Origin of the sequence: Streptomyces sp. NPDC005863, assembly GCF_042871345.1 — a bacterium.
Classification (GTDB): domain Bacteria; phylum Actinomycetota; class Actinomycetes; order Streptomycetales; family Streptomycetaceae; genus Streptomyces.
The window spans coordinates 201,054-225,623 of sequence record NZ_JBIAII010000002.1 but is presented as its reverse complement, the minus strand read 5'-3'; the positions used below and the strand labels follow the sequence as shown (position 1 = coordinate 225,623).

21 protein-coding genes are annotated in these 24,570 nt (G+C 72.9%); 14 read left to right on the top strand and 7 right to left on the bottom strand.

What is annotated here, in order from left to right; all coding sequences use genetic code 11:
• Positions 1 to 267: 267 nt before the first annotated feature.
• Positions 268 to 1,047, bottom strand: coding sequence for a hypothetical protein (locus tag ACFYO9_RS07285; RefSeq protein ID WP_358774338.1), 780 nt, complete (start codon positions 1,045 to 1,047; stop codon positions 268 to 270).
• A 133-nt stretch (positions 1,048 to 1,180) separates the two neighbouring features.
• Between ACFYO9_RS07285 and ACFYO9_RS07280 the strand changes: the two genes are divergently transcribed.
• The gene (locus ACFYO9_RS07280; protein ID WP_358774340.1) at positions 1,181 to 2,212 is read left to right on the top strand and encodes a hypothetical protein; all 1,032 of its coding nucleotides are present in this window, start codon (positions 1,181 to 1,183) and stop codon (positions 2,210 to 2,212) included.
• A gap of 68 nt (positions 2,213 to 2,280) precedes the next feature.
• Here the strand turns inward: ACFYO9_RS07280 and ACFYO9_RS07275 are convergent, their stop codons facing one another.
• Positions 2,281 to 2,991, bottom strand: coding sequence for a FadR/GntR family transcriptional regulator (locus ACFYO9_RS07275; RefSeq protein WP_358708532.1), 711 nt, complete (start codon positions 2,989 to 2,991; stop codon positions 2,281 to 2,283).
• Between the two features lie 223 nt (positions 2,992 to 3,214).
• Here ACFYO9_RS07275 and ACFYO9_RS07270 point away from each other — a divergent pair, with 223 nt between their 5' ends.
• The 8 genes from ACFYO9_RS07270 to ACFYO9_RS07235 are packed head-to-tail and all read left to right on the top strand — an operon-like array spanning position 3,215 to position 11,351.
• Complete coding sequence (locus ACFYO9_RS07270) at positions 3,215 to 4,309, top strand: sugar ABC transporter substrate-binding protein (protein WP_355806608.1); 1,095 nt, start codon at positions 3,215 to 3,217, stop codon at positions 4,307 to 4,309.
• An 8-nt stretch (positions 4,310 to 4,317) separates the two neighbouring features.
• Complete coding sequence (locus ACFYO9_RS07265; protein ID WP_358774342.1) at positions 4,318 to 5,931, top strand: sugar ABC transporter ATP-binding protein; 1,614 nt, start codon at positions 4,318 to 4,320, stop codon at positions 5,929 to 5,931.
• Positions 5,924 to 6,970, top strand: coding sequence for an ABC transporter permease (locus tag ACFYO9_RS07260; RefSeq protein ID WP_388666064.1), 1,047 nt, complete (start codon positions 5,924 to 5,926; stop codon positions 6,968 to 6,970). The genes ACFYO9_RS07265 and ACFYO9_RS07260 overlap by 8 nt, the downstream gene beginning before the upstream one ends.
• A 47-nt stretch (positions 6,971 to 7,017) precedes the next feature.
• The gene (locus ACFYO9_RS07255) at positions 7,018 to 8,391 is read left to right on the top strand and encodes an L-fuconate dehydratase (RefSeq protein WP_358774344.1); all 1,374 of its coding nucleotides are present in this window, start codon (positions 7,018 to 7,020) and stop codon (positions 8,389 to 8,391) included.
• Positions 8,388 to 9,143, top strand: coding sequence for an SDR family oxidoreductase (locus ACFYO9_RS07250; RefSeq protein WP_358774346.1), 756 nt, complete (start codon positions 8,388 to 8,390; stop codon positions 9,141 to 9,143). The genes ACFYO9_RS07255 and ACFYO9_RS07250 overlap by 4 nt, the downstream gene beginning before the upstream one ends.
• Positions 9,140 to 10,192 carry an aldo/keto reductase gene (locus ACFYO9_RS07245; RefSeq protein ID WP_358774348.1) on the top strand — a complete coding sequence of 351 codons (1,053 nt, stop codon included), beginning with the start codon at positions 9,140 to 9,142 and terminating at the stop codon, positions 10,190 to 10,192. Before ACFYO9_RS07250 ends, ACFYO9_RS07245 begins: the two co-directional genes overlap by 4 nt.
• Positions 10,189 to 10,503, top strand: coding sequence for an L-rhamnose mutarotase (locus ACFYO9_RS07240; RefSeq protein ID WP_358774349.1), 315 nt, complete (start codon positions 10,189 to 10,191; stop codon positions 10,501 to 10,503). The genes ACFYO9_RS07245 and ACFYO9_RS07240 overlap by 4 nt, the downstream gene beginning before the upstream one ends.
• A complete protein-coding gene (locus ACFYO9_RS07235) occupies positions 10,488 to 11,351 on the top strand; it encodes an amidohydrolase family protein (protein WP_358774351.1) in 864 nt (287 codons plus the stop codon). The genes ACFYO9_RS07240 and ACFYO9_RS07235 overlap by 16 nt, the downstream gene beginning before the upstream one ends.
• 47 nt (positions 11,352 to 11,398) lie before the next feature.
• On the opposite strand, the gene ACFYO9_RS07230 is transcribed toward ACFYO9_RS07235, so the two are convergent.
• A complete protein-coding gene (locus ACFYO9_RS07230) occupies positions 11,399 to 11,857 on the bottom strand; it encodes a carboxymuconolactone decarboxylase family protein (protein WP_358774353.1) in 459 nt (152 codons plus the stop codon).
• 89 nt (positions 11,858 to 11,946) lie between these two features.
• Here ACFYO9_RS07230 and ACFYO9_RS07225 point away from each other — a divergent pair, with 89 nt between their 5' ends.
• Positions 11,947 to 12,834 carry a sigma-70 family RNA polymerase sigma factor gene (locus ACFYO9_RS07225; protein WP_358774355.1) on the top strand — a complete coding sequence of 296 codons (888 nt, stop codon included), beginning with the start codon at positions 11,947 to 11,949 and terminating at the stop codon, positions 12,832 to 12,834.
• A 14-nt stretch (positions 12,835 to 12,848) separates the two neighbouring features.
• On the opposite strand, the gene ACFYO9_RS07220 is transcribed toward ACFYO9_RS07225, so the two are convergent.
• Complete coding sequence (locus tag ACFYO9_RS07220; RefSeq protein ID WP_358774357.1) at positions 12,849 to 14,276, bottom strand: lipase maturation factor family protein; 1,428 nt, start codon at positions 14,274 to 14,276, stop codon at positions 12,849 to 12,851.
• 191 nt (positions 14,277 to 14,467) lie between these two features.
• Here ACFYO9_RS07220 and ACFYO9_RS07215 point away from each other — a divergent pair, with 191 nt between their 5' ends.
• Genes ACFYO9_RS07215 through ACFYO9_RS07205 form a run of 3 tightly spaced genes read left to right on the top strand, consistent with a single transcriptional unit; the run spans position 14,468 to position 18,697 of the window.
• Positions 14,468 to 15,664, top strand: coding sequence for a DUF6777 domain-containing protein (locus tag ACFYO9_RS07215; RefSeq protein ID WP_358774359.1), 1,197 nt, complete (start codon positions 14,468 to 14,470; stop codon positions 15,662 to 15,664).
• A 45-nt stretch (positions 15,665 to 15,709) separates the two neighbouring features.
• Positions 15,710 to 17,827, top strand: a complete 2,118-nt coding sequence (locus tag ACFYO9_RS07210; RefSeq protein WP_358774361.1) for a SpoIIE family protein phosphatase — start codon at positions 15,710 to 15,712, stop codon at positions 17,825 to 17,827.
• Positions 17,828 to 17,836: 9 nt separating this feature from the next.
• Entirely contained in the window at positions 17,837 to 18,697 is an 861-nt protein-coding gene (locus tag ACFYO9_RS07205) for a DNA-formamidopyrimidine glycosylase family protein (RefSeq protein ID WP_358708507.1), read from the top strand.
• A gap of 95 nt (positions 18,698 to 18,792) precedes the next feature.
• Here the strand turns inward: ACFYO9_RS07205 and ACFYO9_RS07200 are convergent, their stop codons facing one another.
• Positions 18,793 to 19,437, bottom strand: a complete 645-nt coding sequence (locus tag ACFYO9_RS07200) for a zf-HC2 domain-containing protein (RefSeq protein WP_358774363.1) — start codon at positions 19,435 to 19,437, stop codon at positions 18,793 to 18,795.
• Positions 19,438 to 19,527: 90 nt separating this feature from the next.
• The gene (locus tag ACFYO9_RS07195) at positions 19,528 to 20,040 is read right to left on the bottom strand and encodes a hypothetical protein (RefSeq protein ID WP_355807199.1); all 513 of its coding nucleotides are present in this window, start codon (positions 20,038 to 20,040) and stop codon (positions 19,528 to 19,530) included.
• A gap of 287 nt (positions 20,041 to 20,327) precedes the next feature.
• Between ACFYO9_RS07195 and ACFYO9_RS07190 the strand changes: the two genes are divergently transcribed.
• Positions 20,328 to 21,560: a CapA family protein gene (locus ACFYO9_RS07190; protein WP_358774365.1), complete on the top strand. Its 1,233-nt coding sequence runs from the start codon at positions 20,328 to 20,330 to the stop codon at positions 21,558 to 21,560.
• Here the strand turns inward: ACFYO9_RS07190 and ACFYO9_RS07185 are convergent.
• Positions 21,547 to 24,555 (bottom strand): glycoside hydrolase domain-containing protein, encoded by a 3,009-nt coding sequence (locus tag ACFYO9_RS07185; RefSeq protein WP_358774367.1) that lies wholly within the window; start codon positions 24,553 to 24,555, stop codon positions 21,547 to 21,549. The two genes, ACFYO9_RS07190 and ACFYO9_RS07185, sit on opposite strands and share 14 nt — an antisense overlap.
• Between the last annotated feature and the right edge of the window lie 15 nt (positions 24,556 to 24,570).

The following is a 24,570-nucleotide window of genomic DNA, read 5'->3' as shown; positions in this document are numbered from 1 at the left end:
GTTCTGCGGTGTGGTCGTCGGCGGTGAACTCCCCCTCCTGGCCGTGCGGGAGGGGGCCTCCGGCTCGGTTTCGGGACGGTCGGCTTAGCTACGCGATCGTGCGGCGGACACGGGAGCGGCGCTCCGCGGGGGGAGAGGGGCCTCACCGTACGGAACTACACGGGCGACGAGCCGGACAGGCCACGGCCTCCGAACCCCGGCCGGGCGGTGCCCGCACGCCGAGCGCGGTCGGCATATCCGTCACGGTGACGCGACGAAGAGGTTCATTCATGCCTCGGTCCGCAGCCACACGCGCAGCGGGCCGACAGGGGTGAACCCCTGACGCTCGGCGGCGGCGAGGTCGTCGCCGTGCTCGTACCCGACGACCGGCACCCCCGGCCACAGCCGGTCCGTGGCCCGCAGGCAGTCGCGCCAGGCGGAGTCGAGGTCGTCGTCGGCGGCGAAGAGGTTGGAGATGCCGATGACGGAGGCGCCGGGGTAGGCGATGGCGCCCGCGGTGACGGGAACTGTGCCCGCGGGGTCCGAGCCCGCCGCGTCCGTGCCCGTCGCGTCCGAACCGGTGGGGCCCGTGCCCGTGGGCGCCAGGAACACCGCTCCGTCGTCGAACAGCGCGGGCCGGAACAGACCCTCGCTCTCCCCGTCGCCGCTCCACACGGCCTCCCACGCGAGCAGTCGTGCGGCGCCCTCGACCGGCCCCCACCCCTCCGATCGCGGCGGCGCGGGCTCCGTCGCCGCGCGGTGGATCCACCGCGCCTCGAACAGCACCTCGAACCCGGCCGAGGACAGGTCGAGCGAGCCGAAGCTGTCCTTGACGGAGGCGCCGGGGGAGGAAAGATCGATGCGGGGCAGGACGTCGTCGGGTGTCGCGGTGGGGGAGAGCGTCACGGCGTCGGGGTACAGCGGGGGCGTACGCACAGCGCTTGCCCACACGCCCCGTTCGGCGGTGCCAACCACTCTGTGGGAGCGGCAGACGGCGTCGCACCAGAGGGCGTTGTTGCGTACGGCCGCGGACAGCGGGGACGGGGTGGCGCGCGAGTCGGTGATCACGCGGGGATGGTGTCAGAACCGGCCCGCACGGGTCGCCCGAATTCTTTCGGCCGCCCTGTTGGGACCGGGGTGCCATCCGTGGACCGGTGCAACATGATGAGCTCCTGAGACGGTCGCGCAACGGGGGTGTGGCATGGAGTCGACGGAACTCGCGATGCTGGCGGTGGGCGTCGTCAGCGCGGTGGCGACCGGCGTGGCGACCGGCGTGGGGGAGGGAGCCGGAGCCGCTGTCACCGAGCTGGTCCGCTCACGTCTGGCCCGCACGGAGCGGGGGCGCGCGGCGCTGGAGGGGATCGACGGGGACGGGACGAGCGAATCCGCTCAGTCGCAGGCGCGGGACGTCCTGTGCGGGGAGATCGAGGCGGATCCGGCGCTGGGGCGGCAACTGGCCCTGCACCTCGACGCCCCCACGACGTACAACCGGGACTCGGTGGTCATTGACCGCAGCACGATCACGCGCAGCCACATCGCGCTCGGGCCGATCACGGTCAACAAGACCCCGGGCGCGCTCACCGTCCTGGTGCTGACCGGCGTCCTTCTGCTGGCCCTGGTGGCGCTCGGCGTGTATGGGGGGACGCGGCTCATCGCCGACGACGGGCCTCGGGGCACCTCGGCGCCGGCCCAAGAGGAGAAGGCCGCCGACACCAACACCGACGCCGGCGGGGGCCCGGCCGATCGCACGCGCGCGCTGACCGTGGTGCAGACACGCGACGCCCTGCCCACGCGGAAGGACATGCCGCCCGGCTGGTCCCAGCAGGGCCCGGCGGGTGTCGCGGAGGCGGAACGGTCCGGCGGCTGTCACATGGGAGGCACGCGGTACGAGACGTCGTCGGGGTCCGGAGCCGTCAGAGCCGAGTTCCAGCTCCACGCCTGCACGTCACCCGCCCAGGCGGAGCGCGTGCACGAGCAGTTGGTCCGTGAGCAGTCCGGCTACGACAGGACGACGCCGCTCTCGCTGCCGGGCCTCGGCGACAAGAGCTCGACCTTCACGTACTACAAGGAGCCGGAGGACAGCACGAACGCCATGGCCGTCGTCCGGGTGGGCAGCACCGTGGCCTGGCTGCGCCTCGGCGAGGTCAACGACCTGCCGGACTACGAGGCGCAACTCGACGAGCTGGCCCGCGCCTTCGTCGCCCGGATCGAGCGGACCCTGGCTGACGGCTGACGGCTGACGGCTGACGGCTGACGGCTGACGGCTGACGGCTGACGGCTGACCGGGTCGAGGCGCCGGGTTCACCCCTCCACCTGCGCCCGCAGCCACTCCTCCACCTCGCCCACGTGCGCCGCCGCCGCGGCCCGTGCCGCCTCCGGGTCGCGGGCCACGAGGGCCCGGTGGATCCGGGCGTGTTCGCGGCGGGTGCGTTCGAACGCGCCCTCCTCCTGGTAGCCGCGCCACACCCGGGCGCGGAACGTGCGGGACGAGAGGCCCTCCAGGATCGCGGCCATCGTGTCGTTGCCGGCCGCGAAGGCGATCGTGCGGTGGAACGCCAGGTCGTGGGAGAGGATCTCCTCCGGATCGTCGGTGGCGTTCATCGCCTCCAAGTGCTTTTCCACGTCGGCCAGTTGATCCGCCGAGATCCGCGCGGCGGCCAGCGCCGTCGCGGTGGACTCCAGCACCCGGCGCACCTCAAGGAGCTCGACCAGGCGCGGTCCGCGGGAGAGGTCCGCGACCACGCCGAAGGTCTCAAGGAGGTCGCCGGCCTCCAACTGCGTGACATAGATGCCGGATCCGTGCCGGGCCTCAAGGACTCCGAGCACCGTCATCGCCCGGATCGCCTCCCGCATCGAGGAGCGCGAGATACCGAGTTGAACCGCCAAGTCCCGTTCCGTGGGCAGGCGTTGTCCTGGTTCGAGGCGGCCCTCGCCGATCATCGCCTTGATCTGTTCGATGGCCCGCTGCGTCACGGTGCCCTTCTGCGGGGCGGACTGGTCCGGCTGGTCCACGTAACGCTCCTCCACTGGACGGGTGCGCGGCAGTCTAGCCAGAGAAGTGGTCGGACCACTACGGCTGTAAAGCGCGAAAAGTTGTCGACGAGGGGTGTTGTGGGCGCCAAGTGGTCTGATAAATATTCGCGTCATCGGGTCCCGGTGACCGCTCGACGCGGCCCCGGACACACTTGATCACGCTCGATCCCCGTTCGTTCCCCCCTCGATGAGGAGCCGTCAGATGGCCGGCAGGAAAGTGCGCGACAGGCACAGGAGCAGGCCCGGCAGGGCGGGGACGTCGCGGGTGGTGCGCGCCGCCGCCGCGGCCGCCTGCGCGTCCCTGGCGCTCGCCGCGTGCGGCAGTACGAAGGACAGCGCGGCGCCCGGCGACGGGGGCGGCGGCGAGGGCAAGGTCGGTGTGGTCCTGCCCCTGCTGACCTCGCCGTTCTGGCAGTCGTACAACGACTACGTGCCGAAGATGGCGAAGTCCGAGGACGTCGACGCGATGAAGACCGTCAACTCCAACAGCGACCCCTCGCAGCAGATCACCGACATCAACAACCAGCTCAACCAGGGCGTCAAGGGACTCGTCGTCGCGCCCCTCGACAGCGCCGCGATCTCCGCGGGCCTCGACCAGGCCGAGCGCAAGGGCGTGCCCGTGGTCGCCGTGGACGTCGCGCCCGAGAAGGGCAAGGTCGCGATGGTGGTGCGGGCCAATAACGTCGCGTACGGCGAGAAGGCCTGTGACTACCTCGGCAAGCAGGTCGAGGGCGGCGAGGTCGTCCAGGTCATGGGTGACCTCGCGTCCGTCAACGGTCGTGAGCGCTCCAAGGCCTTCCGGGACTGCGTGAAGAAGAAGTACCCGAAGCTCAAAGTGCTCGAGATCCCCGCCAAGTGGGAGTCCGACACCGCCGCCGCCAAACTGGACACGCTCCTCAACTCCCACCCCGGCATCAAGGGGATCTACCTCCAGGCCGGCGGCGTCTACCTCGCCCCCACCCTGCAGACGCTCAAGTCGAAGGGGATGCTGAAGAAGGCGGGCGAGAAGGGCCACATCGCCGTCGTCTCCAACGACGGCATCCCGCAGGAGTTCGACGCCATCCGCAAGGGCCAGATCGACGCCACCGTCTCGCAGCCCGCGGACGCCTACGCCAAGTACGGCATGTACTACATCAAGGCCGCGATGAACGGGAAGAAGTTCAAGCCCGGGCCGACCGACCACGACTCCGAGATCGTCGAGCTGCCCGGCGGCGTCCTGGAGGACCAACTGCCCGCGCCGCTGGTCACGAAGGAGAACGTCGACGACGCCAAGCTGTGGGGCAACACGGTCACATGAGCATCCCGATGACCAAGCCCCCCACCGGCCGGGCCGAGACGACCCCGCTCGTCGAGGCGTCCGGCATCGTCAAGCGGTACGGACCCACCGTCGCGCTGCGGGACGGCCGACTGACCGTACTGCCCGGCGAGTCGCACGCCCTCGTCGGCCGCAACGGCGCGGGCAAGTCCACCCTCGTCACCGTCCTCACCGGTCTCCAGGCGCCCGACGCGGGCACCGTCCGCTTCGACGGCGAGCCCGCGCCGCCCCTCGCCGACCGCGACGCCTGGCGCCGCAAGGTGGCCTGCGTCTACCAGAAGCCCACCGTCGTCCCCGAGTTGACCGTCGCCGAGAACCTCTTCATCAACCGGCAGCCCGAAGGCCGCGGCGGACTCATCAGCTGGCGCAGACTGCGGACCGAGGCCGCACGGCTCCTCGACACCTGGGACGTGCGCGTCGACCCCGAGGCGCGCACCGCCGACCTCAAGGTCGAGGACCGCCAAATGGTGGAGATCGCGCGGGCGTTGAGCTTCGGCGCGCGCTTCATCGTGCTCGACGAGCCGACCGCGCAGCTCGACAACCGCGAGATCGAGCGCCTCTTCACCCGCATGCGCGCCCTGCAGGAGTCCGGCGTCACCTTCCTCTTCATCTCGCACCACCTCCAGGAGGTGTACGAGGTGTGCCAGACCGTCACCGTGCTGCGCGACGCCCGCTGGATCACCAGCGCACCCGTCGCCGAACTGCCGCGCGCCGCCCTGGTCGAGGCGATGGCGGGCGAGGTCATCGCCGAACAGGCCGAGGCCGAGCGGGCCGTGGCCCGCACCGAGGCCCCCGCCGACGCCCCGGTCCTGCTCGACGTCGAGGGCCTGACCAGCGAGTCGTACGCCGACATCGACCTCACCGTCCGCAAGGGCGAGGTCGTCGGCCTCGCGGGATCGAGCGGCAGCGGCAAGATCAACCTCGCGGAGAGCTTCGCCGGATTGCACACGCCGACCCGGGGAACCGCCCGGCTCGACGGCCGCCCCCTGCCGTTCGGCGACGTGCGGGCGGCCCTGCGCGCCGGGGTGGGCTGCGTGCCGCGCGACCGCCACGGCCAGGGACTCGTCTTCGGCATGACCGTCGGCGACAACGCCACGATGAGCGTCCTCGACCGGCTCGGCCGCCACGGATTCGTCGGCACCGACGCCAGGCGCCGCTTCGCCCACGACCTCATCGACCGGCTCGACATCCACACGCAGGGCCCCGACCAGCCCGTCTGCGACCTCTCCGGCGGCAACGCCCAGAAGGTCGTCATGGCCCGCGCCCTCGCCTGTGACCCCCGCCTGCTGATCCTCATCAACCCGACCGCCGGCGTCGACGTGAAGTCCAAGGAGTCGCTGCTCGCCCGCGTGGACCACGCCCGCGACGACGGCACCGCTGTCCTCGTCGTCTCCGACGAACTCGACGACCTGCGCCGCTGCGACCGCGTCCTCGTCCTCTTCCACGGCCGGATCGTCGCGGAGCACACGGCGGGCTGGGCCGACCACGACCTGATCGCCTCGATAGAAGGGGTCGGCCGGGCGCGCCCCGACAGGGGCGCGGGGAACTGCGCGACAAGCCCCCACCGTCCCGCAGCGAAAGAACAAGGAGACCAGCGTGGCTGACACCAAGGCACCGTCGGCGCAGCAGGCGGCCGAGGCCGCCGCACCGGAGCACCCCGCCAGATCTCGCGCAGCGAAGAGCATCGCCCTGCGCCGGGCCCGCGAACTCGCCCTCGTCCCCGCCCTGTTGCTCCTCATGCTGTTCGGCGCGCTCGTCAACGACTCGTTCCTGACCGAGCGCAACCTCATCTCCATCCTCGGCGCGTCCGCCGCGCTCGCGATGGTCGTCCTCGCCGAGTCGCTCGTCCTCATCACCGGCAAGTTCGACCTCTCCCTGGAGTCGGTCGTCGGCATCGCACCCGCCGTCGGCGCACTCCTCGTCCTGCCCGCCGCCCAGGCCGGGTTCGGCACCGACCTGCCGGCCGCCGTCGGCATCCTTGCCATCCTGCTCGTCGGCGCCGTCATCGGCGCCTTCAACGGCATCCTCGTCGTGAAGCTCAAGCTCAACGCGTTCATCGTGACGCTCGCCATGCTCATCGTGCTGCGCGGCCTGCTCGTCGGCGCCACCGAGGGCAAGACCCTCTTCGGCATGTCCGACGCCTTCTACACCCTCGCCACCACCACCTTCCTGAGCATCCCCATGTCGGTGTGGCTGGCCGCGGCCGCGTTCGGCATCGCGGGCTTCGTCCTCAAGTACCACCGGGTGGGCCGCGCCCTGTACGCCATCGGCGGGAACCCGGACGCGGCGCGCGCCGCCGGCATCCGCGTCGAACGCGTCATGCTCGGCGTGTTCGTCGTCGCCGGCGCCCTCGCCTCGGTCGGCGGCCTCATGCAGACCGGCTACGTGGGCGCCATCAACGCCAACCAGGGCCAGAACATGATCTTCACCGTGTTCGCCGCCGCGGTCATCGGAGGCATCAGTCTCGACGGCGGCAAGGGCACCATGTCCGGCGCCCTCACCGGCGTCCTGCTGCTCGGCGTCGTACAGAACCTGCTCACCCTCGCCCAGGTGCCGTCCTTCTGGATCCAGGCCATCTACGGCGGAATCATCCTGGTCGCCCTGATGATCGCCCGCGTCACCACGGGCCGCGCACAGGACTGACCGACCACCGGTTCCCCGCGCCCCGCCCCTTTCCGGAAAGGCCTCCTGTGTCCCCGACCCCCGCCCGCATCACCGCGGTCGACACCTACGACATACGGTTCCCGACCTCACGGGAGCTGGACGGCTCCGACGCGATGAACCCGGACCCCGACTACTCCGCGGCCTATGTGGTGCTGCGCACCGACGCCGCCGACGGCCTGGAGGGGCACGGCTTCACCTTCACCATCGGACGCGGCAACGACGTCCAGGTCGCGGCCATCCACTCCTTGCGCCACCACGTCATCGGCCGCCCCGTCGACGAGGTCTGCGCCGACCCCGGCACCGTCAACCGCGCCCTGATCGGCGACAGCCAACTGCGCTGGCTCGGCCCCGAGAAGGGCGTGATGCACATGGCGATCGGCGCGGTCGTCAACGCCGCCTGGGACCTCGCGGCCAAACGCGCGGGCAAGCCGCTGTGGCAGCTGCTCGCCGACGCCAGCCCCGTATGGCTCGTCTCCCAGGTCGACTTCCGCTACATCGCCGACGCGCTCACCCCGGAGGAGGCCATCGGCCTGCTGCGCGCGGGGCGGGTGGGCGCCGCGGAGCGCACGGCGCTGCTCCGGGAGCGGGGCTTCCCCGGATACACCACATCGCCCGGCTGGCTCGGCTACAGCGACGAGAAGCTCACCCGGCTCGCCCGGCAGGCCGTCGCCGACGGCTTCACCCAGATCAAGCTGAAGGTCGGCGCGGACCTCGACGACGACATCCGCCGCTGCCGCACCGCCCGGGAGGCCATCGGCCCCGACATCCGCATGGCCGTCGACGCCAACCAGCGCTGGGACGTCGACGAGGCGGTGCGCTGGACGCGCGCGCTCGCCGCGTTCGACCCGTACTGGGTCGAGGAACCCACCAGCCCCGACGACGTCCTCGGGCACGCCGCCATCCGCGCCGCCGTCGCCCCGGTCAAGGTCGCCACCGGCGAACACGTGCAGAACCGCATCGTGTTCAAGCAGCTCCTCCAGGCCGGCGCCATCGACATCCTGCAGATCGACGCGGCCCGCGTCGGCGGGGTCAACGAGAACCTCGCGATCCTGCTGCTGGCCGCCAAATTCGGCGTTCCGGTCTGCCCGCACGCGGGCGGCGTCGGCCTCTGCGAACTCGTCCAGCACCTGTCGATGTTCGACTACGTGGCGCTCGCCGGCACCACGCGGGACCGCGTCATCGAGTACGTCGACCACCTCCACGAACACTTCACCGACCCGGTCGTGCTGCGCGCGGGCCACTACACGGCCCCGGCCGCACCGGGCTTCTCGGCGACGATGCGGGCCGACTCCATCGCCGCGTACACCTACCCGGGCGGCACGTTCTGGGCCGCCGACCTGGCCGCACGACCCGACCTCGCTCGACCCGACCTCGCACCGGACAAGGGAGCAGCCGCATGAGCGACTTCCAGGGGCTCAACGCCCTCGTCACCGGCGGCGCCTCCGGCATCGGCCGGGCCACCGCCGCACTCCTCGCCGCACACGGCGCGCAGGTCGCCGTGGTCGACCTCGACCCGAGCGGTGTGGCCAAGCCCCTCCACCCGTACACCGCCGACGTCACCGACGACGCGTCCGTGCGGGAGGCCGTCGCGGCGGCCGCCGCCGACCTCGGCGGGATCGACATTCTGGTCAACAACGCGGGCATCGGCGCGCAGGGCACCGTCGAGGACAACGACGACGCCCAGTGGCGCGCCGTCCTGGACGTCAACGTCCTCGGGATCGTCCGCACCACCCGCGCCGCCCTGCCCCATCTGAGGGCGTCCTCGCACGCGGCGATCGTGAACACCTGCTCCATCGCCGCCACCGCGGGCCTCCCGCAGCGCGCCCTGTACGCGGCGTCCAAGGGCGCGGTGCTCTCCCTCACCCTCGCGATGGCCGCCGACCACGTGCGGGAAGGGATACGCGTCAACTGCGTCAACCCCGGCACCGTCGACACCCCGTGGATCGGCCGCCTCCTGGACGCCGCACCCGACCCGGCCGCCGAGCGGGCCGCGCTGGCCGCCCGCCAGCCCACCGGACGACTCGTCACGGCGGACGAAGTCGCGGGCGCCATCGCCTACTTGGCCGGCCCGCTCTCGGGCGCCACGACGGGCACCGCGCTCGCCGTGGACGGCGGCATGCAGGGACTGCGGCTGCGCCCCGCGGCCTCGTGAGCGCCGTCCTGGCCCGGCGCCCGCTCGGCACCGGCGGCGTCGAGGTGACCGAGCTGTCCTTCGGCGGCGCGGGCATCGGCAACCTCTACGCGCCGATCTCCGACGAGCAGGCCGCCACCGCCCTCGACCACGCCTGGGGCGTGGGCATCCGCTACTTCGACACCGCGCCGCACTACGGCCTCGGCCTGTCCGAGCGCAGGCTCGGCGCCGCGCTGCGCGGCCGGGACCGCTCCTCGTACGTCCTGTCCACGAAGGTCGGCAGGATCCTGGAGCCGGTCGACGAGGTGCGCGGCGACGATCTCGCCGACGGCGGCTTCGCGGTGCCGCGGACGCACCGCAGGGTCTGGGACTTCAGCGCGGACGGCGTGCGCCGCTCGATCGAGTCGAGCCTCGCCCGCCTCGGCGTCGACCGGATCGACGTCGTCTTCCTGCACGACCCCGACCACCACGCCGATGAGGCCTTCCGCGAGGGCTATCCGGCGCTGGAGAAGCTGCGCTCGGAGGGCGTCGTCGGCGCCATAGGGGCGGGCATGAACCAGGCGGAGATGCTGACCCGGTTCGTCCGCGACACGGATGTCGACGCCGTGCTCTGCGCCGGCCGGTACACGCTCCTCGACCACGCCGCCCTCGCCGAACTGCTTCCGGCGGCGAGCGAGCGGGTCGCGTCGGTCGTCATCGGCGGTGTCTTCAACTCGGGGCTGCTCGCCGACCCCCGGCCGGGCGCGCGCTTCGACTACACGGAGGCGTCGCCCGAACTCGTCGTGCGTGCACGTGCGTTGGGCGCCCTCGCCGAACGGCACGGCACCACGCTGCGGGCCGCCGCGCTGGCCTTCCCCTTCGGCCACCCCGCCGTCACCAGCGTGCTGGTCGGCATCCACGCCCCGGAGCACATCACGGACGCGGTACGGCAGTTCGGGGCCCGGGTGCCGGACGAGTTCTGGCAGGAGGCACGCACGACGGGGCTGCTGCCTTCCGGGGTACCCGTGCCCGGTGACGTACGACCCGGTGACGTACGACCCGCTGACGTACGAGGAGAGGTCCGCTCATGAAGGTCGCGCTGCACACCAAGGTCCGCGCCGTCCGCGTCGAGGAGTACGACGACGCCCACCGCGCGGTCCCCGCCGAACTCACGGCCGCGATCCGCGCCGCGGGCGTCTCCTCCTGGACGATCTGGCGCGGCGGCACCGACCTGTTCCACGTCCTGGAGTGCGAGGACTACGGCAGGATGCTCGCCGAGCTGGAGAAGCTGCCGGTCAACGTCGCCTGGCAGGCCCGCATGGCGGAGCTGCTCGACGTGGCGCACGACTACTCCGCCGAGGGCGCGGCGGCCGGCCTGCCCGTCGTATGGGAGCTGCCGTGACCGGGCCGTCCCTCGTCGACGCCCACCACCACGTATGGGACCTGTCCGTGCGCGACCAGGACTGGATCACCGGCGAGGCCCTCGTGCCGCTCCGCCGGAACTTCTCCCTGGCCGACCTGGCGCCCGAGGCCCGATCGGCGGGCGTCACCGCCACCGTCCTCGTGCAGACGGTCACGGAGCCCGAGGAGACACCGGAGATGCTGGCGTTGGCGGCCGGCAGCGACCTGGTCGCAGGGGTCGTCGGCTGGGTCGACCTGACGCGCCCCGACGTGGCGGACACGCTGGCCGCCCTCCGCGAACTCCCCGGCGGCCGGCGCCTGGTGGGCATCCGCCATCAGGTGCAGAGTGAGCCGGACCTCGAGTGGCTGCTGCGCCCGGACGTGCACCGCGGACTCGCCGCGGTCGCCGCCGCGGGCCTCGCCTACGACCTCGTCGTCCTGCCCCACCACCTGCCCGCGTGCACGAAGGCGGCGACGCGCCACCCCGAACTCACCTTCGTCCTGGACCATCTGGGCAAGCCGCCCATCGCCTCCGGCGCCCTCGAACCCTGGGCGTCGGTGGTCCGGTCGTTCGCCGCCCGCCCCAACACGGTGTGCAAGCTCTCCGGCATGGTGACCGAGGCCGACCACCGGACGTGGACGGTGGACGACCTGCGCCCCTACGCGGACACCGTCCTCGCCGCCTTCGGGCCCGAACGCCTGATGTTCGGCTCCGACTGGCCGGTCAGCACGCTGGCGGCGCGGTACGTCGAAGTCCTGGACGCGGCACGGCTGTTGACCCAGGACCTCGACGCCGACGAGAGGGCGGCGGTGTTCGGCGGAACGGCCCGCCGCGTGTACGGCATCTGAGGCCCGCTGAAGCGTCCCCGGGATGCCGCGGAGAGGGCAGCCCCAAGTCACCCCCAGGTCTTGCCCGCCGGTTCCTTGATGGTGCGGTTGATGCGGTTGAAGAAGTTGGTCACGGCGATCTCCAGGTTGATCGCACCGATCTCCTCCTCCGTGAAGTGGGCGTTGACCTCGTCCCAGACCGCGTCGGTGACGCCCTCCGCCCCGTCCTGCAGCCGGGTGGCGGCCTCGGCCAGGGCCAGCGCCGCACGCTCCGCGTCGGTGTAGAAGGGCGTCTCGCGCCACGCTGCCACGCCGTGCAGCCGCTCGTCGGTCTCACCGGCCTTCTTGCCGGCGGTGACGCTCGCGTGGACACACGCCGAGCACCCGTTGATCTGGCTGGCGCGCAAATGGACCAGCGTGAGCAGCTTGGGGTCGACGCCCCCGGCCGCGATCGCCTTGTGCAGGTGCTGGATCGCGGTCCAGACGTCGGCGCTGTCGGCGTTCTTGTTCTTGAGGCGGTTCTCCATGGGAAGTGCTCTCCTTGATCATCGGGGTTACGTTCCGGGGCCGGTGCCCGTCACCCCTATGACGGAGCAGCTTCGAGGAAGGTAACCACATGCCCCACACCCCTCCCACGGATTCGGTCGCCGAGGCCTTCGAGACCCACCGCGACCGGCTCAGGGCCGTCGCCCACCGCGTGCTCGGCTCGCACGCCGACGCGGAGGACGTGGTCCAGGAGGCGTGGCTGCGGCTGTCCCGGCAGGACGCCGGCACCATCGACAACCTCGGCGGCTGGCTGACCACCGTGGTCGGCAGGCTCAGCCTCGACGTGCTGCGGTCGGGCAGGAAGCGGCCGCAACTCACCCTCGACGACCCGCTCCCCGAGTTCACCGTGACGCTCGACGACGCCCCGGCCCCGGACGAACTCGTGGCGCTCGGGGACTCCGTCGGCCTCGCGCTCCTCACCGTCCTTGACTCACTGCGCCCGGACGAACGACTGGCGTTCGTGCTGCACGACGTGTTCGCCGTGCCGCACGCCGAGATCGCCGCGATACTCGGCAAGTCCACCGACGCGACCAAGATGCTGACGAGCCGAGCCCGCAGGAAGGTCGCGAAGGGGCGGACCGCCCGGCCTGCGGCGGACGACGGGCGGCAGCAACGCGCGGTGGTCCGGGCCTTCCTGGCCGCGGCGGGCGACGGCCGCTTCGAGGAACTCCTGAAGGTCCTCCACCCCGAAGTGAAGTTCACGGTCCACACCCCGGGAGGGGGCACGTACGTCACGCTCGGGGCCACCGAGGTCGCCACTCGCGCGCGTGTCGCCGGCAGTGCGGCGCCGGGCGTCACGGCGACGGTCAACGGGCGCCCCGGAGTGCTCTCCTGGAACGCGGACGGCACCCCGCGCGCCCTGCTCGCCTTCACCGTCGCCGACGGCCTCATCACCGAGGTCACCGCCGTGACCGACCCGGACAGACTGGCCCTCATGGACCTCCCGGCCCCGGCGTAAGGGGAACGCCCGCCCTACTCCCCCCGGGCCGGTGCGGCGAGCCGGGTCGGGGGCAGGAACTCACGTACGTACGTCCGCTCCCAGCAGGCCCCCGTCTCGCGCCGCTCGCGCCACGTCGTGTACCGGTAGCGGTAGAGCCGGGCGCGGATGTACGTGGGCGGGGCGTCGGGCGGGAACGGTGAGTCGCGCAGCAGCCGCAGCGTGTCGCGGTCGCCGTCCAGGAGGCGCTCCACCAGCGGGCCGAACCACGACCTGGCGTAGGCGGGGGAAAGCCCGGCGAACCACATCATCCAGTCCAGGCGCAGATGGTAGGGCGCGAACTGGCGCGGCCACCGCCGTACGTCACCGGGCTTCCCCTTGAACTCGTAGGGCCGCCAGTCGGAGTCCTCGCGCGCCACCGGGTCCGCCGTGCCCTCGATGACGACTTCCTGGCGCACCCGGCTGACGCTGCCGAACGCGCCGTAGGAGTTGACCAGGTGCAGCGGATCGAACGAGGTGTTCATGACCTGCCGCCGCGACAGCAGATTGCGCACCGGACGGTAACTCAGCGCCAGGAGCGCCGCGGTGACGACGATGACCACCACCTCGTACCAGAGGGGCGGCCCCGTGAGGTCGGGTGGCGGGTGCCAGGGGGACAGGTCGAGGGCGGACGCGGCGAGGACGATCGTGAGCCAGTTCAGCCAGGCGAAGTTGCCCGAGAGGACCAGCCACAGCTGGGTCACGATCATCAGGCAGGCCGCGCCCGTCGCCACCGGCTGGGGTGTGAACAGCAGGAAGGGCACGGCGAGTTGGGTGACGTGGTTGGCCGCCACCTCCACCCGGTGCACGGGCCGCGGCAGATGGTGGAAGAACCAGCTCAGCGGGCCCGGCATCGGCTGTGTCTCGTGGTGGAAGTCCAGGCAGGTGAGCTCGCGCCAGCACGCATCGCCGCGCATCTTGATCAGCCCGGCGCCGAACTCCACGCGGAAGAGCACCCACCGCAGCAGGAACAGGACCAGGACGGGCGGTGCGACCCGGTCGTTGCCGAGGAAGACGGCGAGGAAGCCGACCTCGAGGAGCAGCGACTCCCAGCCGAAGCCGTACCAGGTCTGCCCCACGTTCACGATGGAGAGGTACAGCGCCCACGGGACGAGCCACAGCGCCATCGCGCCCCACAGCGGGAGATGCCCGTCGAGCCCGGCGAGCAGCGCCACCGCCACCGCGCAGCCCAGCCAGGCGCACGACGCGAAGAACCGGTCCGAATAGTGCAGCTGGAACAGGCTCGGCGCCCGCCGGAACGGCACCCGCTCCACGTAGCGCGGCACCGGCAGCATCCCGCGCTCCCCGATGAGCGCACGGAACTGCAGGGCGGCGCCGAGGAAGGCCACGAGATAGACCGCGGCCAGGGCCCGCTGGACGATCAGCCGGCTCAGCCAGTACGTGTCAGCCGTGAACCATTCCACGGCCCCATTGTGCCGCCGGCCAGGCCCTACGGCAGTGAGGGCCGGGGGAGGACACAGGGGCGCCGGGGGAGCCCCGGGCGCGCGTGCCGGGTGATCCCGTTCGGCTTGCGGGCCCGTCGGGACCCCTGCAGACAATGACGCAAGGTCTCCCCGGACCAGGGGCGGACGGCACGGCAACGGCGGGAGAACCGGTGCGTACACCCACCAGGACCCACGCGTTCGTCCTCGCGATATCCGCGGCCCTCGCGGTCGCGGGCTGTTCCGGCGACGGCGACCGGAAGCCGGCGGGCGACGGCGGCGAACTGTTCCTGCAGCCGGTCGCCGCACAGGGCCCCGACCCGTTCACCGACTCCACCGCGAAGAACGCCGCGTCCCCACCGCCCGTCACCCGTTCGCCGCAGCCCTCGCCGACGGGATCGGCCACCCCGCAGGGCACCCGTACCGTGTCGGGCGAGACGCCGGGGCTCTACGGCGGCACGCACGCCGCCGGCAGCTGCGACGTCGACCGGCAGGTGCGCTTCCTCGACGCCGACCGCGCCAAGGCCCGCGCCTTCGCCGAGGCGTCGGGCATCGAACGGGCCGGTGTGCCGGAGTATCTGCGGGGCCTGACCCCCGTCGTCCTGCGGGCCGACACGCGCGTCACCAACCACGGCTACCGCGACGGCTCCGCGACGGGCTTCCAGTCCGTCCTGCAGTCCGGCACTGCCGTCCTGGTCGACGACCGGGGCCTGCCGCGCGTGCGCTGCGCGTGCGGGAACCCCCTGAAGCCGCCCGCCGCCCTCCACCACACGCCCCGCCCCAACGGCCGCGCGTGGAACGGTTACGAGGCCTCGCGCGTCGTCGTCGTGACCCCCGCGCCCCGCCCGGTCACGCACATCGTCATCGTCGACCTCGTCGACCAGACCTGGCTCGAACGGAAGGTCGGGGACGAGCACGCCCGCCACGACCGCGCGACCAAGCCGCCGGCGCCCCCCACGCCCACCCCGACGCCGCCCTCGCCGACCTCCCCGGACCCGACCACCCCGCCGCCCACCACCCCGCCCACGGACCCCGACCCGACGGACCCGGACGCCACCGGACCCGGCGAGCAGGACCGCAGCGGCAGCCCGGACGGGCCCACCGAGCCGTTCCAGGACCAGGACCCGGACCCCGACGACTCCTCGACCGACTGCCCGACGCAGACCGGAACGCCGTCCGACACGCCTACCGCCCCCTCCCCGTCACTGCCGCCCGGCTGCCCCACCCCCGAGACGCCGTTCGACCCGCCCCCGGCCCCGGAGGACCTCACCGAGCCGCCCACCCCGGAGGGGGACGGGCTCGTACCCGACGACCCGTTCCTGTCCCCGAACCCCTTCTCCGACAGCGACCCCGGCACCTTCGACACCTGAGGCTCCCCGCGTGCGGGCGCCCGGGCCTCCGCCTAGCGTGGGCGCATGGAGCACGACCCGGCGGGGCACTGCCGCTGCGGGCAGCCGGCCGGGGAGTCGGACGGCTGCTTCCTCTCGCTGTACGGGAAAGCGCTGCGCATGGGCCGCTTCGACTGGGACCTGGTCACGGGCCACATGACGATGGACGCCACCGCCCACGAGGTCTTCGACGTCCACCCCGACGAGTACGACGGCCGGCCCGAGAGCCTCGCCTTCCGCGTCCCCACCGTCGAGGCGCACCGCCTGGACCAGACCGTCTCGCACGCCCTGAAGGACGGCAGCGACACCTACGGCGCGTACTTCCGGATCCGCTGCCGCTCAGGATCACTGCGCTGGACCCACACCCAGGGCTGCATCCAGCGCGACGCGACGGGCCGGCCCCACCGCATCGTGGGCATCGTCCGGGACGCCACCCGCGAACTCGGCGACAGCCCGGCCGCCCTGTCCGAGCGCGCCGACGAGGAGGCCGAGCGGCGCCGCACCACGACCCTCGTGCAGAGCACCACGGCGGCGCTGGCGCACGCCCGCACGGTACGGGACGTCATCGACGTGCTCCGGGACACCCACGGCCTCGCCCACCTCGGGGCGTCCAACCTCGTCATGGGCCTCGTCGAGGCCGGCCGCGTCCGGCTCGTGGCCGAGGGGCCCGCCGGCAGCTACGTCCAGGGCACCCGCCTCACCGGCGTCGACGAGGACTACCCCATGAGCGAGGTCGTCCGCACCCTCGCCCCGCGCTACATCGACACCGCCGACGACTTCGCCGAGTCCTACCCGCTGCTGTGGCCGCACATCGACGAACTCGGCATCACCGCGGCCGCGTATCTGCCGCTGATCGCGCAGGGCCGGGCCGTCGGCGTCCTCGGCCTGCTCTACCAGGACAAGACCGGCTTCACCACGGAGGAGCGCAACGTCCTGGTCGCGCTGAGCAGCAGCATCGCGCAGAGCCTGCAGCGCGCCATGTTCTACGAGCAGGAGAAGGACCTCGCGCAGGGCCTCCAGCAGGCCATGCTGCCGCGCAGCATCCCGGGCGTCCCCGGCGCGGAGATCGCCGTGCGCTACCGCTCGGCGGCGCTCGGCCGGGACATCGGCGGCGACTGGTACGACGTGATCCCGCTGCCCGGCGGCGCCCCCTCCGGGGGAGGCCGGGTCGGCGCCGTCATCGGCGACGTCCAGGGCCACGACACGCACGCGGCCGCCGTCATGGGCCAGCTCCGCATCGTGCTGCGCGCCTACGCCGCCGAGGGCCACACGCCCGCCACCGTCATGGCCCGCGCCTCCACCTTCCTGCACGAACTGGACACCGACCGCTTCGCCACCTGTCTCTACGCCGAGGCGGACCTGTCCACCGGCGTGGTGCAGTTCGTCCGGGCGGGCCACCTCGACCCGCTGGTGCAGCTGGCCGACGGCTCCTGCCGCCGGGTGCAGGTCGCGGGCGGACTGCCGCTCGGCCTGTCCGCCGAGTTCGGCCGGCTCGACTATCCCGTCACCACCCTCGAACTCGACGCGGGCCAGACGCTGTTGCTCTGCACCGACGGGCTCGTGGAGGAGCCGGGCGCCGACCTGGACGACGGCATGCAGGCCCTCGCGGAGCTCGCCGCCGTCGGCCCCCGCGATCTGCAGCGCCTCGCCGACCGGCTCTGCGGCATCATCGACGGACGCGGCGGTGACGACGACGCCGCGCTGCTCCTGATGCGCCGGCACGCCGTCGACGCGCCGCGCTCCGGCGGCCGCCTCCAGCAGCACGTGGCGCCCAGCGACCCCGAGGCGCTCGCCGACGCCCGCCACATGATCAGGGCGGCCGTCCGGGCCTGGGGCGCGGGGGAGCGGGCCGACGAGATCGAGCTGGTCGCCGACGAGGTGATCACCAACGCGCTGATGCACACCGACGGCGCCGCGGTGGTGACCCTGCGGGTCCTGAGCGGCAGCGAGCGGCGGCTGCGCGTCGACGTCGAGGACTCCTCCAGCGCCCTGCCGCGCCGTCGCGACGCGGGCGACGACGGGGTCTCCGGCCGAGGCCTGCTCCTGGTGGACCGGCTCGCGGACGGGTGGGGCGTGGAGGCGCGGGGCGGCGGCAAGTGCGTGTGGTGCGAGTTCGTCATGCCGGCCGAGAAGCAGCGGGGTTGAGGGAGAGCCATGCCTGAACTGCCAGAAGTCGAGGCCCTGAAGGAGTTCCTGCGGGACCACTTGGTCGGCCGGGAGATCGAGCGGGTGCTGCCCGCCGCGATCAGCGTCCTCAAGACGTACGACCCGCCGCTCACCGCCCTGGAGGGCCGCACCGTCACCGCGGTGGAGCGGCACGGCAAGTTCCTCGACCTCGACACCGGAGGACCGCACCTGGTCACCCACCTCGCCAGGGCCGGCTGGCTGCGGTGGTACGACCGGCTGCCCGACGGCGTACCGCGCCCCGGCAAGGGGCCGCTGGCGCTGCGCGTCGCCGTGGATTCGGGCGCGGGCTTCGACCTCACGGAGGCGGGCACCCAGAAGCGGCTCGCGGTGTACGTCACCGAGGCGCCCGAGGAGATCCCGGGCATCGCGCGACTGGGGCCGGATCCGCTGGCCCCGGACTTCGACGAGAAGCGGTTCGCGGACCTCCTGGCGGGTGAACGGCGGCAGATCAAGGGGGCGTTGCGCGACCAGAGCCTGATCGCGGGCATCGGGAACGCGTACAGCGACGAGATCCTGCACGCGGCCCGCATGTCGCCGTTCCGGCTCACGTCGAGCCTCACGAAGGAGGAGATCCATGGGCTGCATGTGGCGCTGCTGGATACGCTGAACCAGGCCGTGGAGCGCTCGCACGGTGTCGCGGCGGGCCGGCTCAAGGCCGAAAAGAAGAGCGGCCTGCGGGTGCACGGCCGCACCGGGGAGCCGTGCCCGGTGTGCGGCGACACGATCCGCGAGGTCTCCTTCGCCGACTCCTCGCTGCAGTACTGCCCGACGTGCCAGACGGGCGGAAAGCTGCTCGCGGACCGGCGGATGTCGCGGCTGCTGAAGTAGCGCGCGGGTGAAGTGGCGCAGGGGTGAGGGGGCGCACGGGTGAAGTGGCGCGCCGGCCGGGCGTCGCGGCGCGGGCGGGGCTCGAAGACGAGCCCTCAGGGACGCCGCAGCGTCAGCAGTGCCTTCCCGTCGGCCGTGCGCACCTCGTACCGCAGGGTCCGGCCGGTGCGCAGCGCCGAGGCGCCCCGGGTCCGGACGGCGCGCTCGGGCGTCCGCCACGTCGTGACGGTCTGCTCGGATCCGTCGGCGGCGACGGCCACCAGTTCGCAGACCCGCCCGCGGGCCGCCGCGTCCCGCACCGTGAGCCCGATCTCCGACCCCCACACACGGTCCCGGGCGGTCAGGGTGGCGGTGGCCCCGCTGCGCGGGTCCCGCGCGCTCATCCGCACGGGTTCCGGCGCCGTCGTCGTCAGCGTGGTCAGTACCGGGGCGGCGGCCACCAGGACGGCACAGGCGGCGGCCGCGCCGACGCGGCGTCCGCGGCCCGCGCCGTACCGCCGTGCGGTCTCCCGCAGCACACCGTCCAGCAGACCCGCGGAGGGCGCCGCACAGGGCTCCACGGCGGACGGCGTCACCCTGCAGTAGAGCGCCAACTGGCCCGTGGTCGTGGAGAGTTCGTCGAGCGCGAGGAGGCAGGCGGGGCAGTCCGCGAGGTGGTCCTCGAAGCGGAAGGCGTCCGCTGCGTCGAGGAGGCCGAGCGCGTAGGCGCCCGCGTCACGATGCCGCTCCAGGGACCTCATGGTGTTCCTTGCCGTTCCGTGTCGGTGGGGGTGCTGCTCGCCCTCCGGTACGCACGGGGCCGCGGAATCACTCAAGGGCCGCGCCGGGGCTCAGAACAGATGGATCGCCAGGTGCCCGAGCGGCAGCCCGAGGCGCCAGGCAGGGGTCCACACCTTCGGCCCGTCCTCCTCGCCCTGCCCGGCGCGGCCGGGCACCGCGTCCAGGTCCGGGGCGAGCAGCTCGGTCTCCTGCAGCCAGCGCCACGCCCGGTCGGCGAGCTCCAGGTCGGGCCGGGGGCCGCCGGCGGCGAGGGCGTCCACGGTGCGCTGCGCCAGCCGCTCACGGACCCAGTCCTGCCACGGCTGGCCGTACGCGGTCAGGGTCAGCCAGGTCTCCAGCTGCGACACCACGCGGATGCCGGACAGCTCCCCCTTGCTGTCCGCGAGGAAGATCGTCAGCGCGAGGGCGTCGCGCCCCGCCCGGTACTCGAAGGATGTGGGCGGCATCAGGTCGCCGGTGCGCAGCAACTCGTCGGCGATGTACTCGGCGTACAACCACGCCATGGGGACGGCCAGTTCGCCGCCCTGGGGCCCGCCCGTGTTTCCTCTGCTCTCGTGCCGCATCCGCTCCGCCTTCCTCCGGTCCGTGCGCGTCACCGGCCTCTGGCCCCCCTGTCCGGCACACGGTGAGGACAGCCGATTACCCGCGAGGGGTCCGGAGCAAGGCGCTTTACCGACCCTTGACCCGGCCTTCCGTTTCACCGCAGGTGGGCCCCCTCGTGTTGTTCTCGTCACAGGGTCGTCCCTTTGACTCCGTTTCAGGGACTATGACGGCAATGGTTCTTGATTTGATGTGATTTCCGTATGTGGATTCATCTGGCCGGATAACGCCCCAGCCACGGAGCCCACCCATGACGCACCGCCTACGGATCTCACGGCCCACAAGAACCCCTCCGACCTCGGCCATCACACGCCTCGCCCGCCGTCCGCGCCCCGCGACCGCCGCCGCGGCGGCCCTGCTCCTCACCGGCGTTGCGGGGGCCGCCGCCTGCTCCGCCCAGCCGTGGACGACCACCTCGGCAGAGTCCCCGGCCGGCGGGTCCGCCGCCCAGCGGCACGGCTTCACCTTGGTCGCCTCCGGAGACGTGCTCCCGCACGCCTCGATCATCCGCCAGGCCAACGCCGACGCGGACGGCGACGGCTACGACTTCGCGCCGATGCTGGCCGGCGCCAAGCCGGTGGTGGCCAAGGCCGACCTGGCGATCTGCCACATGGAGACGGTCTACGGCGCCGACGGCGACTACTCCGGGTACCCGGCCTTCAAGTCCCCGCCCCAGGTGGCCCGCGCCCTCAAGGCCACCGGGTACGACTCGTGCTCCACCGCCTCCAACCACACCCTGGACGACGGCGCCGACGGCATCCGCCGCACCCTGGACGCGCTGGACAAGGCGGGCGTCAAACACGCGGGTTCGGCCCGCACCGCCGCGGAGGACAAGAGCCCGGCCTGGCTGCGGGCCGGCGACGCCAAGGTCGCCCAACTCGCGTACACCTACGGCACGAACGGCTATCCGCTGCCCAAGGGCAAGCCCTGGTCGGTCGACCTGATCGACCGCGCCAAGATCGTCGCGGACGCCCGGGCGGCACGGAAGGCGGGCGCCGACGTCGTGGTGGTCAGCCTGCACTGGGGCACGGAGTGGCAGGACGAGCCCGACCGGCAGCAGCTGAGCCTCGGCAAACAGCTCACGGCGTCCCGCACGGACGGGCGCCCCGACATCGATCTGCTGCTCGGCACGCACGCCCATGTGCCGCAGGCCTACGAGAAGGTGAACGGCACCTGGGTCATCTACGGCATGGGCGACCAGATCGCCGGCGCGATGATCAACCACGAGGACGAGCCCGACCCGCGCGGCAACCAGGGCACCATCGGCCGCTTCACCTTCGAGCCGCCGGCGAAGGACGGGGAGCGCTGGCAGGTGAAGAAGGCCGAGTTCCTGCCGATGCTCTTCGACACGGACTCCAATCGCGTCGTCAACCTCAACCGGGCGCTGGACCGTGGCGCCGAGGTGAGCGACGTACGCGACCGGATCCGCCGCGTCGTCCTGAGCCGGGGGGCGGGCAAGGACGGCCTGGTCATGGGGAAGTAGCCGGGGCGGCCCCGTTCGCGGGTGGCGCGATCCGCAGCAGCCAGCCGCGTCCCGGGGCCACCGGGACCGGCTCGCCCGCGGCGAACGACCGCTCCGGCTGGAGCCCCTCGACGGCCGGCGCGTACGCCGCCACCGGACCGGAGTCCGTGCTCAACATGGCCACGGTGAGCTCCGGCGCCCAGGACGCGAGCGCCGTGACCGTCCCGCCGGGGCCCCGCCACGTCGTCGCGAGGACGTCGTCCCTGCCGGTCCGCACCGGCGGCTCGCCCGCCCACCAGCCGGTCATCTCCGCCTCCGGCAGCCGCAGCCGGTCGAAGGCCCGCCACAGCGGCCGCACATCGGTCATCGGGGCCCGCGCCGTCATGCCGAAGACGAGCCCGCGCCATGGATTGCCGCCGCCCTCCAGCATCTCGCCCAGCAGCCCGAAGGGGACGCCCGAGATCTCGACCAGCCAGTACGCGGGGTCGGCGCCGTCCCCGTCGTCGTAGTCGAAGAGCTCGCCGAGCCAGAGCCGGTCGACGTACGGCAGCAGCTCCGCGTAGAGATTGGCGCTGGAGGAGAAGCCGTCCGGCTCCCGGAACTGGTTGCACGAGTGCAGGTCGAGCAGCGGAGCCGAACCCCCGGACCGGGCGAGCGCCTTGCGGACCCGCTTCATCGTGGTCCGGTCGTAGGCCACGTCGTCCAGATACAGACCGTCCACGCCGACCACCCGGCGCAGCCGCTCGATGCCGCACACATAGGAGTTGTGCCAGCGCGAGTCGCCGGAGGTGACGACCGCGACGTCGCCGACGTCGGTGGCCACCCACCCCGGCACATGACGCCGGCCCAGGTGCTCCTGCAGCCAGGCGTGACCGCCGCCGGGGCCGGGCGCGAAGATCTCGTCGCCGAGCGCGGCGAGCACCGGCAACTCCGGTGTGTACCGGGTGAGTTCGCGCACCGTGTCGTACACCTTCACACGCACGCCGAGCCGGTGCGCCTCGTCGGTGTAGGCGCGCAGGGTCTCCGCGGCGAGCAGCGGGTCGTTGATGTACGGGTTGGGGGGCGTGGCGTGGTGCAGATTGACGACGTTGGCGCCGTACGCCGCGACCTCCTCGGGTGCGGCGTACGCGTGGTAGTACCGCTCGCCGAGCTGCCGCGCCGGGTCGAGCGGCTTGAACGGGGTGAGCAGCAGCCGGAACTCGAAGCGGCGGCTCTCGCCCGCGCGCAGCCGCAGCGGCCCGCTGTACGCGGTGAGGCGGCGCACCCCGTCGTCCGTCCGCAGCCGCACCCCGCCGTCCCCGTCGCCCGCCCAGGAGCGGGGCGTGACCAGGGGCTTCTCCCGGTAGTAGTTGGTGTTCAGGGGGCGGGCGTAGTGCTCGTCGCGGAGCGAGAGCTGCAGGCCCGCGGCCGGGTCGCCGACCCAGAGGGCGTCCTGGTTGCGGGTGGGCGTCTGCCAGCTCCAGTCGTACGTCGCCGGGCAGGCGCGGCCCGTGAGGCCGAGCCCCATCGCGTACCGGGCGACGTCCTCCCGCAGCGGCACGTCCAGGCGGACGTCGAGTTCGGTGTCGGCGCCCGCCTCGACGGTGGCGCGCACCACGAGGAAGCCGTCCGCCTCCATCTCGCCCTCGGTGCACAGGAGTACGTCGGGTCCGGTGGCCGTCGTCGTCCAGCGCACGCGCGCCGGGCCAGGCTGGTCCAGGGTGAGCGGCCCGTACGTGAGCGGCCGGCCGACGTCGAAGGTGACCGGGGCGGCGAGCAGCGCGCGGGCCGGGCCGTCGGTGCCGGTCACGGAGGGGGTGAACGTGGAGGTGAGGCGCCGGGGCAGGCCGTCGGGGCCCAGCTCGACCGTGCGGCCGAGGATCGCCAGCCGGTCCCCGTCGACCCGTACGGGGGTGAACGGCGGGACCACCTCGTCGTCCTGCGCCAGCGTCGAGTCGAGCCAGCGGAGGCGGGCAAGCCGGGCGGGTTCGCCCGCGCCGTGGTCGGCGACCGCGTCCTCGCCGACGGTGAGCAGCAGGGGCAGGGTGCGTTCGGGGGCGCCCTGCGCGCGGACGGCGATCTCCCCCTCGTACCGGCCGGGCCTCGCCTGCTCGGGTACGTCGACGCCGAGCCACAGCGCGCTCACCCCGCCCGCGGGCACCGCGACCTCCCGCCGGAAGGCGGTGCCGCGCGCGTCGGTGCCGCCCGTGCTGAGGCACCGTACGGGAAAGGGCAGGCCCCGCACCTCGGCGCGCAGGTCCGCGAGGTCGGTGAGCGCGAACACGCCGACCTGCAGCGCGTAGAACTCACCGCGGTCCGCCGTGCCGGCGAGCGGAGCGCCCGGCGTGGCCCGCGCCCAACGCGCCGGCAGGCTGCCGTACCGGCCGAGGGGGTGGGCGCGGTCCTCGCCGTAGAGGACGAACGCCTCGCCCTCATGGGCCCGTTGGACCGCCAGGCGTTCGGCGGGGGTCGCCGCAAAACCCATCGGTGCGAAGGAGTCGACGGCGCTCGCCGCCTCGTAGCGGAAGGCCTCGGCGCGGGGGAGCAGCGCCCAGCCGACGGCCGGTCCGCCGGACCCGGTGCCGTCCAGGCCGCAGCGGTGCGCCCAGCCGGGGTCCGCGGTGCGGGTGGGCGGGCGGTAGACGGCCTGCGGGTAGTACGGCTTGCCGGTGTGCGCGTACGGCAGATAGTGCACCGCGTACGCCCCGGGGCCCTCGACCGGTTCGAAGGCGATCCGGCCGCGCTCCTCGGTCACCTCCACGGCCACCGTGTTGTGCACCCGCAGTCCGGACGGGGCGAGCACGATCACGTCCACGTCGCCCGTCACGGAGCGTACGCTCATCTCCTGGCGGCGCCAGGGGAGTTCGGCGGCGACGGCGGGGGCCGCGGCCACCACGTCCACCAGCAGGCGATGATTTCCGTGGACGTCCTGATCCCAGAGGCCGATGCCGCACTCCAGCTCGGGATGGCCGCGCTCCTGCTCGGCTTGGCCGGGTCGCGGCTCAAGATGGCCGGGCTGCGGCTCTGTCTCACCCATCTGTGCTCCCCAGGG